The organism is Hymenobacter sp. GOD-10R, from assembly GCF_035609205.1.
In the GTDB taxonomy this organism is placed as follows: domain Bacteria; phylum Bacteroidota; class Bacteroidia; order Cytophagales; family Hymenobacteraceae; genus Hymenobacter.
Genome location: NZ_CP141184.1, coordinates 100,141 through 112,587, shown reverse-complemented (window position 1 = coordinate 112,587; position 12,447 = coordinate 100,141). Strand labels below are relative to the sequence as shown.

Annotated in this window: 9 protein-coding genes; 7 read left to right on the top strand and 2 right to left on the bottom strand. The window is 56.7% G+C overall.

Annotated elements, in window-relative coordinates; genetic code table 11:
• Positions 1–60 precede the first annotated feature (60 nt).
• From SD425_RS00420 to SD425_RS00410, 3 genes are all read left to right on the top strand, one after another.
• Positions 61–738 (top strand): c-type heme family protein, encoded by a 678-nt coding sequence (locus tag SD425_RS00420; protein WP_324674246.1) that lies wholly within the window; start codon positions 61–63, stop codon positions 736–738.
• Positions 739–827: 89 nt separating this feature from the next.
• Entirely contained in the window at positions 828–1,610 is a 783-nt protein-coding gene (locus tag SD425_RS00415) for a hypothetical protein (protein WP_324674244.1), read from the top strand.
• A gap of 91 nt (positions 1,611–1,701) precedes the next feature.
• On the top strand, positions 1,702–2,958 hold the full coding sequence (locus SD425_RS00410) for an NAD(P)/FAD-dependent oxidoreductase (RefSeq protein ID WP_324674242.1): 1,257 nt from the start codon (positions 1,702–1,704) through the stop codon (positions 2,956–2,958).
• A gap of 60 nt (positions 2,959–3,018) precedes the next feature.
• On the opposite strand, the gene SD425_RS00405 is transcribed toward SD425_RS00410, so the two are convergent.
• On the bottom strand, positions 3,019–3,480 hold the full coding sequence (locus tag SD425_RS00405) for a hypothetical protein (protein WP_324674240.1): 462 nt from the start codon (positions 3,478–3,480) through the stop codon (positions 3,019–3,021).
• A gap of 200 nt (positions 3,481–3,680) precedes the next feature.
• On the opposite strand from SD425_RS00405, the gene SD425_RS00400 reads away from it, so the two are divergent.
• The 4 genes from SD425_RS00400 (at position 3,681) to SD425_RS00385 (ending at position 11,324) form a co-directional block, all read left to right on the top strand.
• Complete coding sequence (locus tag SD425_RS00400; RefSeq protein ID WP_324674238.1) at positions 3,681–5,396, top strand: M28 family metallopeptidase; 1,716 nt, start codon at positions 3,681–3,683, stop codon at positions 5,394–5,396.
• 206 nt (positions 5,397–5,602) lie between these two features.
• Complete coding sequence (locus SD425_RS00395) at positions 5,603–6,025, top strand: hypothetical protein (RefSeq protein ID WP_324674236.1); 423 nt, start codon at positions 5,603–5,605, stop codon at positions 6,023–6,025.
• Between the two features lie 406 nt (positions 6,026–6,431).
• On the top strand, positions 6,432–7,082 hold the full coding sequence (locus SD425_RS00390) for an HAD family phosphatase (RefSeq protein ID WP_324674233.1): 651 nt from the start codon (positions 6,432–6,434) through the stop codon (positions 7,080–7,082).
• Between the two features lie 321 nt (positions 7,083–7,403).
• Positions 7,404–11,324 (top strand): FG-GAP-like repeat-containing protein, encoded by a 3,921-nt coding sequence (locus SD425_RS00385; RefSeq protein ID WP_324674231.1) that lies wholly within the window; start codon positions 7,404–7,406, stop codon positions 11,322–11,324.
• A gap of 22 nt (positions 11,325–11,346) precedes the next feature.
• On the opposite strand, the gene SD425_RS00380 is transcribed toward SD425_RS00385, so the two are convergent.
• Complete coding sequence (locus tag SD425_RS00380) at positions 11,347–12,444, bottom strand: glycosyltransferase (protein ID WP_324674229.1); 1,098 nt, start codon at positions 12,442–12,444, stop codon at positions 11,347–11,349.
• Positions 12,445–12,447 lie beyond the last annotated feature (3 nt).

Below are 12,447 nucleotides of genomic sequence, written 5' to 3'. Positions count from 1 at the left end.
GTCTACATTTTCAACTTATTGCCTTAGAACGAGGTTTCTAGTACATATTGCCCTCTTCTTATGCGCCTGCTTCTTCCCGCTACTGCCATTCTGCTGCTCAGTCTTGCCGCTTGTTCGTCCGACCAGATTCAACACCTGCGCGATACGAAGAAGATTGCCGTGGAAGCCGCCAACTGGGAGGTTAAGCGAATTATGCCTGCCGACTTACTACACGCAGCACGCTGGGCGGGCGACTCACTCACTCGTACGGCCGACCGAGAGTTGCACCGCCTGTTGAAAGCAAAGCTTGCTGAGGGCGGTGTGGCGGCAGCCCTTCCCTACTGCCGCCCGGAAAGCTACGCTTCCACGGATTCGATGGCGCGAATCCTGAAAGCCAAGGCGCGCCGTGTGAGCAGCCGGCCACGCACCCCGGAGCACCTAGCTAGCTTGCCAGCCGCTCAGCTTCAATCGGATACCGCCCGGCTGGTGGCGCGGCCTAGCGCAGAGGTGTTCACCTATCAGCGTCCCATTGTGCTCGACGATGCACTGTGCTTACGCTGCCACGGCTCGGTGGGCGGCGACATCACGGCGGCTGACTATGCGCTGATCAAGAAGAATTACCCCCGCGACCAAGCCACTGGCTACCGCCGCGGGCAAGTGATGGGAGTGTGGCAAGTAGAGCTAGCCCGGCCCGGCGTAGCTGAGTTTTACACCATGAAAACGCGCAAAGTCATGAAGCCTAGGCCCAAGCTGTTTTGATTTTTACGCTTGGGCAGGCTTCTGCTTCTTTTGCTTCGTCGTTTCCGTATAGCTACTTAGCTACCAGCACCTAGCTTCTTACCATGTTTATGCGCTATTGTTTAATCTTACTTAGTTTGATTGCCATCAGTTGGGCAGGACCAGCTTGGGGGCAACAACGCACATTTACGCCTCCAGTTACCGCCAATATTCGCGACTGCTACCGCATAGCTGGCAAGGATAGCGTAGCCTTCTTTTATTCAGATCGTTACCTCCTTGCTCCAGCGGGCTGCGCCGCCATTCGCCGCCACGTGCGCTTCGATAGTACGCGTGTGTTCAAGGGCTTCGTGCGCGACTATTGGATGCACAACAACATGCTGGCGCTGAGCGGCGCTTTTCGCAACGGCAAGAAGGAAGGCGTATTTGAGCTGTACCACCGCACCGGGGAGCTAGCTGCTCGGGGGCACTACCACGAGGGCCGTCAGGTAGGCGACTGGGCCTACTGGTATCCGTCGGGTAAGCCACGACAGGTGCTCAGCTTCGGAGCCGGTGGCGAACCTACAGTGCAACAATTCTGGGACGCAACCGGCAAACAGCTCGTGCGCAACGGTAATGGCACTTGGTACCGCGACGAGGATGAAATGCGTTGGGGTGGTGCTGTATTCAACGGCATCCCCGATGGCCGCTGGCGGCTAGAGTATCTGACGGGTAACAAAAACTTGGTAGCTAGTGAAAAATATTCGAAAGGACATTTTCGCAATGGAATAACCCTAGCATCTGGTGAGTATTATATGGATCAGTCGCGTATCTCCTTGAATGACTGGGAGGACTACAGCACCGCCGAAACGTTCAAGATTGGTCCACCTTGCCCACCCACAGAAACGCCGAAGTGAGCGGAACGCAACCGAGTCTCAACAGTACCGACTTATAGCTGTTGTACACTTGACGCTCTCCCCTCTCACTTCCTCCTATTGCTCTTTGTTTATGAATTCCTCTGATCCTATCATCATTATTGGGGCAGGCATGGCGGGCCTGGCTTGCGCTAACTACTTGCATCGTGCGGGTCAGAAAGTACTAGTGCTGGAAGCAGCGGACGCCGTGGGTGGCCGCGTGCGCACCGACGTAACACCCGAAGGCTTCCGCCTTGATCGGGGATTTCAGATTCTGCTCACGCGCTACCCGGAGGTGCAGCGCCTGATTGACTACGGGGCGCTGAACCTAAAGGCGTTTCGCTCGGGTGCCATCACGCGCTTGCCCGATGGCCGCGAAACGACGCTCCTGAACCCCCTCCAACAGCCAATAGCTGCCCTTTCAGCCTTGACATCACCGGTGGGCAGCCTCACCGATAAGTTACTGATTGCCAAGCTAGCCCGCCAAGTCAGCCAGTACACGAGCGAGGAACTCCTGGCCCGCTCTAGCACCGATACACTTTCGTGCTTGCGCAATTATGGCTGGAGTCCTTACATCATCGACACTTTCTTTCGTCCGTTTTTCGGGGGCATCTACCTCGACCGCAACCTGAGCACGGCCAGCAACTTCTTTGAGTTTGTCTTTCAACAATTTATAGCGGGTGAGGCGGCGGTACCAGCGCTTGGCATCCAGCAAATTCCGGAGCAACTAGCGGCTCGTCTGCCCGCTGGCACGGTGCGCCTGAACACGCCCGTAGAGGCGGTACACGGCGCGCAGGTCCGCTTGCGCAATGGCGAAATCCTGACGGCGGCGACCGTGGTGGTCGCTACCGATGGTGATGCTGCCCGCACCTTTCTACCCCAACTAGCCGGCACACCAGCCACCGAATGGCGCCAAACGACTTGCACGTACTTCGCCGCCGACCGCTCGCCGGGGCACGGCGACCGGCTCTTACGCCTCAACTCAGTGCCCGATGGGGTGGCTCACAACGTGGCTTTCATCAGCGACGTAGCGCCCGATTATGCCCCGGCCGGGCGGACGCTTATTTCCGTGAGCACGCAGGGGCCGCATGGCTTAAGTGAGGAGGAGTTGCTAGGCCAATTGCAGCCGCAGCTTACTACCTGGTTTGGCCCGGAAGTCGGAACGTGGCAACACCTCCGTACGTACAAAATCGACCGCGCCCTGCCCGTCTACTCGGCCGGGCAGCCCGCGTACCAGCCTCTAAAGCTAGACGACAACCTTTACCGCTGCGGCGATTGGGCGGCATACCCTTCACTAAACGCAGCTATTGCTACCGGACGCGAAGTGGCCGAAATGATCCTCGCTGGCTAAAAGCATTTTGGACCTAAGGTACCGTTAGGCGTAGCGCGAACTACCAAGTTCGCGCTACGCCTAGCTTTTCGTAGCTTTCTTGCGGGCCGTTTTAGCTGCTTTCGTGTTCTCTTCTTTCGGCTTTCCTTCCTTCGAGGCCGCTTGCTTTTTTGCGTTGGTGGCCTTCTTCTCGGCAGGCGTCAGCTCTTCCCAGGCTTCCTTGGGCAAGTAGCGTGTGGTGCCGCCGGCGCGCTTGGCTGGTTTGCCATCGGCCGTTTGCCAGTCTTCCTTCGTCCACTGGTTCAAGTCTTTCTGCTCTTCTGTGGGCTTCTTACTCTTGTAGCCTCCACCCGCCTTCTTGTATTCGCTGGCGAGCAGTTGCGACTTCCGGGCGCTCCACTGCCCAGCATCGCCGCCTTTGTCGCCGGCTTTGATTTCTTCTTTCAGCCGCTCGCGCAGGGTGGGGTCGGTGTAGGTGTCTTCGGGTTTGGCCTTGGGCTTAGCCGTCGTTTTCTTTGGCTCCCCGGTTGTCTTCTTTTCCATCGTCAAAATTGCATGTTGGGAATGAAGCATTTACGCGTAGTACAGCCGCAGAGTGACGAACACTGCTCAGCCAATAAGCAAAAGCCCGATTCTTGTACGTGGCTTCTTTTTGTGCAAGCCCTAGCGCAGAAGATGACCGAAATCGGATTGCGTAGCTTATTTTGGTAGCCACGCATTTCCTCACCTTTTCAACTTCGCGCATGCACATTTTTTCTTCCCGTTTGCTAGCCTCCGCGCTGCTACTCGGTTTGCTAGCTAGTTGTCAGAGCCAGACCAAGCAAACTGCTTCTACGGAAAGCGGCACGCCTGGCGCCGCCCCCGCCGATACAACCATCACTTCCCCCAACGACGGCATCACGGGAGCTGATATCGGACAACATATTAAGGTATTAGCCTCCGATGAGTTTCAGGGTCGCAAGCCTTTCACGGCGGGTGAGGAAAAAGCGACGGCCTACCTAGCCGATCAGTTCCGAAAGCTAGGTCTGAAGCCGGGCCCCGACGGCAGCTACTTCCAGAAGGTGCCGCTGGTGGAAATTACTGGGATGCCCGCCCCTACCATGCAGATAACTGGTGGTAAGAGCGGCCCCGTTACGTTGAACTTGAGCACTGATTATGTAGCCTTCACCGAGCAAGAAAAACCTTCGGTAGCCGTGAGCAACTCGCCGCTAGTATTTGCCGGCTACGGCGTGGTAGCGCCCGAGTACAAGTGGGACGACTACGCTGGCCTCGACGTGAAGGGCAAAACCGTGGTGGTGCTAGTCAATGACCCCGGCAACGCGGGCAACGATACCACCTTCTTCAAGGGCAACGCCATGACCTACTACGGCCGTTGGACCTACAAATACGAGGAAGCTGCTCGCCACGGCGCTACCGGTTTGCTCATTGTGCACGATACCAAGCCTGCCGCTTACCCCTGGTCGGTAGTACAGAGCAGCTACTCCGGAGCAAAGCTGCGTCCCCAAACCGCTGACAAAGGCGCTAGCAAATGTACGCTCGAAGGCTGGCTAACGCTGGACGCCACCAAGCGCCTCTTCCAGGCGGCGGGGCAGAGCTACGACGACGCTTACGCCGCTGCCAACAAGCCCGGCTTCAAGGCCATTCCCTTGAATCTGAACGTTAGCACGACCATCAAGAACAAACTCAAGCGCACCGCCTCTAAAAATGTAGTGGCTGTTATTTCGGGGGAGAAGCGCCCTAACGAGTACGTTGTTTATTCGGCGCACTGGGACCACCTAGGTATTGGCGCACCGGTGGCCGGCGACTCTATTTACAACGGCGCCCTCGACAACGCCAGTGGCTGCGCGGCGCTACTCAGCATTGCCAAAGCGTATACGCAGTTGGAGAAAGGACCAGGGCGCAGCATCGTGTTTCTGGCCGTCACGGGCGAAGAGCAGGGCTTGCTTGGCTCGGCTTACTACGCCGCCCATCCACTATTTCCGCTCAACAAAACGGTGGCTGACTTAAACATGGACGACCTGCCCGCCAGCGGCCCCATGCGCGACCTGACGGTGATTGGCTACGGACAGTCGGAACTTGACGACTACGCCCGTGCGGCAGCTAAGGAGCAAGACCGCTACATCTTGCCTGACCAGAATGCCGAGAAGGGCTACTACTACCGCTCCGACCACTTCAACTTCGCCAAAGTAGGCGTGCCAGCGCTGTACGCCAGCGGCGGCGCTGATAGCCGTAGCAAGGGCAAAGAGTACATGGAGAAGCAGCACCAGGAGTACGAAGCCAAGCACTACCACCAGCCCTCCGACGAATACAACCCCAAGTGGGACCTGCGCGGCATGGAACAAGATGCCCGGTTGCTATTTCAAGTGGGCTTACGCTTGGCCAACGAAACAACTTTCCCTCAGTGGAAACCCGGCTCCGAGTTCAAAGCAATTCGGCAGAAAAGCCTAGCAAACAAATAGATAAGCTGAACCGTATAACTCTTTTATACTATCCATCGTTGAAAAGCCCTGGCAACTAGTCAGGGCTTTTTTCGTGAAGTGGTAGCGTGGTGCTGGTACTGCATACCGGCTGACGCTCCGGCAACGTAGCGTCTGATCAATGCCCCCGTTTACACCCTAGCTTGCCCTCGCTACCGAAGCGCCTCTTTAGGTGCTTTTCCCAGCCTATGCATACCCTCGACCTCAGCTACGTACGCCTAGCTTATCGCCCCGATTTGCACGTGTTGTTTTTGCGCTGGACGCGCCCGGTTTCGTCGGCCGAGCATCAGGAAGGGTACCTAGCGGCGCTGACCCTAGCTCGCCAGATGCAGGTTGGGCACTGGCTGATCGATTTGCGTACTCGTGGGCTAGCTTCGGCCGAAGATTTTCAGTGGGTGATGGTGGATTTCAGGCTTACGCTGGCTGCCACGCTGCCGGAGGTAGACCGCCGTTTGGCGTACTTCGTGACGCCCTACCATGCTACGCTCATTCAGGAACGGCAACAGCAACTAGAAGCAACCACCGGCTTGCCAGCTGACAAGCAGACTGCGGTACAAGCTTTTACAGAAGAACAGTTTGCTCAGCAGTGGCTGGCAGCTAGGTCGCAGTAACCAGCCTTAGCTAAACAGCTTCCGGCTGTGCAGTGCCCAAGCATTCGTGCCTGAAGGCATCGTAGTAGGCTATAGGCCTGACAATTGGTAAGAAACCGAGGCGAACTTGATCAGCTGTTTGGTAAAGGCCAAACAAACTCCGACCTTCCACCTCTCTCTCCTTTGGAAGCCCCGGCTAGCTTAGCTGGGGTTTCTTTTTTGACGCCTACTACAGCAAGATGGCATCAGGTATGTAAGGTTCTTTAAATCTCTATTTGTCAGCATTATACCCTCAGCGGCAGCACACCAAGCCGGTTCTCAGCCTGGCAGAGCAGCCGCCTATAGCATGGCGAAAGCGGCGAAAAGGCCGAACTTTGCCCTGAACGAACCCGGCGTTTGCGTCCAAACGCCATTAGCGAGCTATAGCATGAAAGCGTTTATTTTCGACATGAATGGCACCATGATCCACGATATGGAATACCATACACGGGCTTGGCAATCCTTATTTAACCAAGAGCTAGGTGGCAATTTTAGCTGGGAAGAGGTGAAGCCACAGATGTACGGCAAGAACAGCGAAGTGCTGGTGCGTATGTTCGGAGCCGATCGGTTTACGGCGGCAGAAATGGAGCAGCTATCCTTTGAGAAGGAAAAGCGCTATCAGCAAGAATTCCTGCCTCATTTGCAGCTCTTGCCGGGCTTGACTGAGTTCCTGGAGCAAGCGCATCAGCAAGGCATTCCGATGGCGATTGGCTCGGCCGCCATTCCGTTCAACATCGATTTTGTGCTGGATAACCTCAACATACGGCACTACTTCACGGCCATCGTCAGCGCCGACGACGTGGTATTGAGCAAACCACACCCCGAAACCTTCCTAAAAGCGGCGGCCCTACTCAACGCAGCACCTAACGAATGCATTGTGTTTGAGGACGTACCGAAGGGTGCTGAGGCGGCTCAAAATGCGGGGATGAAGGCCGTAGTCCTCACCACTACCCACGAAGTCCACGAGTTTGCGGCCTTCCCGAATGTGCTGCACTTCGCTCACGACTTCACCGACCCATTTATTAAGGCGCTTTTATAAGTCAACGAACAACCTACGAGCTGTATTTATGCAAAGCGGCCCTATGCTATAGCAGTGTAGGGTCGCTTTGCATAAGTGCTGATCGATTTGTTAATTTTATACCACTATATTATAGTTTATAGATTCGATTGCATGCACTTTTCTACTATCCTCCGCGTGGGCGGAATAAGCGTGTTGAGCACGTTAGTACTCATTGCTAGTTTTGTAGCTAAGAGCCCCATTGCGGCTGTACATACTGCGTCGGTTAGTCCACGAACAGTAGCTATTCCTAGGTTTTCAGCTTCACTACGGTTCAAAACGCCTCCCCATAGGCCAGTTCTTTTGCCGGTCGACACTTCTGCGGCGGGCCTAACGGGCGCTTTAGCCGATATTCAGCGCCGTTCCTACTTTCTCAGTCCAGTAGCTGAAAAATCTACTACGCACCTGGCGGCCAACGCTGCCCAGCACCTAACGGCTCACTTAGGAGCTGCCACTTACACCCTAGCGGCTGCTAGCTTTTTACCTCATCCATCGCCTTCCAATCAGCTCCACCAGGAGGACCAGGCTACGCCACCAGCCTGGAACGTGCGCTTTATCCTGCGCGGTCTTGGTCGACGCGGGCAGGTTAGCATTCATCCACAGGCTACTGCTTCTGCTACCGCCACCGACACCACTATTCACTACGCCCACGGAGCCGCTTTTGCGGTCGATTACGTAAACTCCCCGGCGGGCGTGCGACAAAACTATCAAGTAGCCCAACGCCCAGGCTCAACCGGTCCGCTACAAGTACTGCTACGGCTTGAAACGCAGTTGCACGTACAGAAAGAAGACAGCACAACGCTTACTTTCGCCACCAACACCGACTCAACGGTACTCCGTTATTCCGGCTTGCAGGCCTGGGACGCCACGGGGCGTGTACTGCCGGCCCACCTAGCTTGGCAGAATAACACCCAGGCATTGACGTTGGAAGTAGACGATGCGCATGCCACGTATCCCATCACCATCGATCCGCTTGCCAGCACACCTAGCGCTACGCTTACCGACCCGGCGCCAAACTACAGTGGACAGTTCGGCTACAGTGTAGCCGGTGCCGGTGACGTAAATGGCGACGGGTACGCCGATGCCATTGTCGGCGTTCCGGGCAGCAATAGCCAGGGACGTGCTTATTTATTTTTAGGCAGCAGCAATGGGTTAAGTAAAACCCCTGTTGCTACGCTCCAAGACCCCGCCGCGGCGCTGTACAGCCTATTTGGATTCAGTGTGGCGGGTGCCGGCGACGTGAACGGCGACGGCTACGCCGATGTACTGGTGGGCGCGTGGGGAACTAACGCGGACCAAGGCAGTGCGTACTTGTATCTGGGTAGCAGCACGGGCTTGAGCGCTATTCCTAGCACCACGTTCAATCCGGCGATTCCCAATAGTCTTTTTGGGCGTAGCGTAGCTGGCATTGGCGATGTGAACGGTGATGGCTACGGCGATATACTCATCGGCGCTGATGGCAACACAGGCCAAGGACGCGCTTACCTCTACCTAGGTAGCAGCACGGGCGTCAGCGCAACTTCCCAATCGATATTGACGAACACTGGCAGCTTTGGTCGGAGTGTAGCCGCCGCGGGTGATGTAAACGGGGACGGGTACGCTGATGCAGTCATTGGTGCTCCCGACTATGATGGTCGAGGGGCTGCTTTCCTGTACCTAGGTAGCAGCACTGGCCTTAGCGCAGCGCTCAGCAGTACGCTCAGCAGCCCTGCTACCAGCGGTGATCAGTTTGGTTTTAGTGCAGCCGGGGCCGGCGACGTGAATGGGGATGGCTACGCCGACGTAGTTGTAGGCACCTACCGCCCCGATGATTTGCGCGGCCGTGCTTACGTGTACTTGGGCAGCAGCACTGGCCTAAGCGCCACACCTAGCACCCTCATGACCAACCCCGCTACGGAAGACAAGAACTTTGGCCAATGTGTGGCCAGTGCGGGCGACGTGAATGGCGATGGGTATGCCGACGTGCTCATCGGAGCTCCTGGTACCAACGATTTACAGGGGCGCACCTACGTGTACCTAGGTAGCGCGGCGGGCGTGAGCACAGTGCCAAGCACAACCCTCAATGATCCAACGGCTGCACACTATGACCAGTTTGGCTTCAGTGCGGCCGGCGCCGGCGACGTAAATGGCGACGGCTACGCCGATGTTCTTATCGGGGCTTGGGGGAGTAACAACAGCAATGGCAGTGCCCACCTCTACCTAGGTAGCACCGCCACGGTATTAACGAGTGCCAGTGAGTCGCTTACGGCGTCAGAGGCCGCCTCCTTTGGGTATACGGTGGCCGGCGCCGGCGACGTAAACGGCGACGGCTACGCCGATATGCTTATTGGGGCGTTCCGAACTGCTGGCTCGCAGGGGCGAGCTTACCTCTACCTGGGTGGCCGCACGGGCCTAGGTACCACTGCAGCTATTACGCTGCCTGATCCAACATCAACGAACAATGACCAATTTGGCTACGGCCTAGCCGGCATGGGCGACATAAACGGCGATGGCTACGCCGATATCGTTGTGAGTGCGCCTGGTGCCTCCAGCGGTGAGGGCCGCGCTTACCTCTACCTGGGCACTAGCACCGGGGTGAGCACACAACCCACACTTGCCCTTCGTGACCCGTTGGCCGTGATCAGTGATAATTTTGCGAAGTGCGTGGCCAGCGCGGGCGATGTGAATGGCGACGGCTACGCCGATGTGCTGATCAGTGCCGATGGTAACTCCACTGGTCAGGGTCGAGCTTATTTGTACCTAGGTAGTAGCACCGGGCTGCCGACAACGCCCAGCATCTCCCTCTTTGATCCGACAGCGACCACCAACGATGTGTTTGGCAGTAGCTTGGCCAGTGCGGGCGACGTGAACGGCGATGGGTACGCCGATGTCATTATTGGAGCCCCTGGCGCCAGCAATCTTCAAGGCCGGGCTTATTTGTACCTAGGAGGCAGCACAGGTCTTGCTACTACTCCAAGTGTATCATTCCCGGATCCTACAACTTCATATGATTCGTTTGGGTGTAGCGTAGCTGGGGCCGGCGATGTAAATGGCGATGGGTACGCCGATATTGTCATCGGTGCCAGCAAGGCTATCGGCGGCAATGGTCGTGCCTACTTGTACTTAGGGCGCCGTATAGGGCCTAGCGCAACTCCGAGTTCAACGCTCAACAATCCTGGTGGCAGTGCCCCCGGCTTCTTTGGCCAAAGTGTAGCAGGAGCCGGCGACATAAACGGCGACGGATACTCCGACATTTTTGTAGGAGCCTATCTACCGGTCGGAGGCGCTGGCGGCCGGGCTTACCTGTTCCTAGGTTCTGGCGCAGGCCTAAGCTCTACACCAAACACATTTGTGACAGGACAAACAGGGGGTAGTACCGATTTTTTTGGCTTTAGCGTAACTGGTACCGGTGACGTGAACGGCGACGGCTACGCGGATGTGCTGGTGGGCGCGTGGAGTACCAACGTTGGGACACGTGCGCAGCAAGGCAAAGCCTATCTGTACCTCGGCAACGAAGGCGGAAGCCGGCTTGGCAGGTTACGCTTTTACAATACTGACCTCATTACTCCATTAGCGCAGACCAATGTTAAGGAGCCGCAAGTAGGCCTAGGGCTTGTAGCGCGCTCAGCCTTTGGGCGCGTAGAGGCTCGCTTGGTATGGGAGGCCGTAGGCAATGGCATTCCTTTCTCAACCGGAGCTTCCACCACGAATTCCACTGCTTACTCTGGGCGCGGAGCCTGGACGGACTTACTCGCAAGCAACCCCACAGAGTTGAAAAGTCTCATTCCGAAGGCCGGGCGTACTACACGCGTACGCGCCCGGCTAGAATACAGTTCGGCTTCCTCACTCGCATCGACAATGCTCCTAGCAGGCACAGGAGGTACGGGCGCCTTACCCCGCTATGGTCCCTGGATTTATGTAGATGCTCAGCAGCTCGGTCAGAGTACCAACTCTGCTACTCCTTTACCAGTAAGTCTCTCTCAATCAACAGGCCTGCAATTACAAGCATATCCCAATCCCTTTCAGAACCAGCTTACGGTACGCCTGGACGTTGAGCAACCTGGTCCGGCCATTTTGCAGCTCACGGACGTCCTAGGCCGGGTAATTGTGTACCGTACACTTACTTTAATGCGAGGCGCTACCACGTTCACCTTACCGGAAGTCTCCTTCCTACATTCTGGGCTATACCTCTTGACGTTACGTCAAAACACACGCTTACAGAGCATTACGCTGGTACACCCATAGTACCTATAGTAATAAAACAGGCCTAGCCCTCAGCCCAACGGTAGCGGCGCTCCTTCCACTGAATCTTGACGGGTAGCAGCGTATAGCCAATCACAGCGATAGACATAATGGCTAGGTAGAACTCGTACAGCACCAGCACGTGCAAAGACTCGCGCCGGTTGACTTGCCGCAGCGTTAGGAACAGGAAAAGCGTTTGTATCACCACTTTAGCGGCAAACAAGCTCGCTACGTACAACGGTGGCAGCAAGCCCGGCCAAAAGAGTACCATGTAGAATAAGCCATAGAACCCGAATAGACCGGAGAGCTGCCAGGGCAGGCGTCCGGTACCCTTCATCCAGCGCTTGCGCTGGTGCAGCAAGCAGTGCACCGTAGGCTGAGGAACCGATACGCCGAGCACTCGCCCATCAACCAGGTTGCGGAAGCCCCACCCTTGGGCCACGATGTACTCAAAAAGCTGTAGATCTTCGGTGATGCTGAAGGCGAGAGCTTCGTAGCCGCCAATAGATTCGTAGGCAGCGCGGGTCACGAGCATGTTGTTACCAACGGCCGTGATGGGCCAACCTAGGTCGGTCAGCAAGCGGATGACGTTCAGACCGAAAAGCCAGTCGAGGCCTTGCATACGGCCGAACAAGCCTCCTTCGGCCGTCGTTACGCCCGTCACGACGCCGACACCTTCTGGCGCCGCGGCCAGCATCGTTTGCACCCAATCGGGCGACAAGGCCATGTCGGCATCGGTGATGAGGAAGTAGTCGGCCGTGGCAGCCCGGCTCAGGTGGGCTAGCACGTTGCTTTTGCCGCGGGCGGTACCCAGCCGGTGCCGGATAAGGAGCAACTTAAACTGGGGCTTATCAGCGATAAAGCGCGCGACAACGGCGACCGTATCATCAGTAGAAGCATCGTCGCCGATCAGGATTTCAAGCTGCTCGGGTGGGTAGTTGAGCTGCGTGAGCGAGGTCAGGCACCGCTCAATGTTGGCTGCTTCGTTGCGCGCGGCAATGAGAATGCTCACCCGAGGCCGCTCCTCAATTGGCCAAGGCGCCCGTCGAGCACGCACCGCTAGCAGCAAGAAAACAACAAACAGTCCGAAGAAGACGCCGAAGAAAATAGCAGGAAACAACATAAA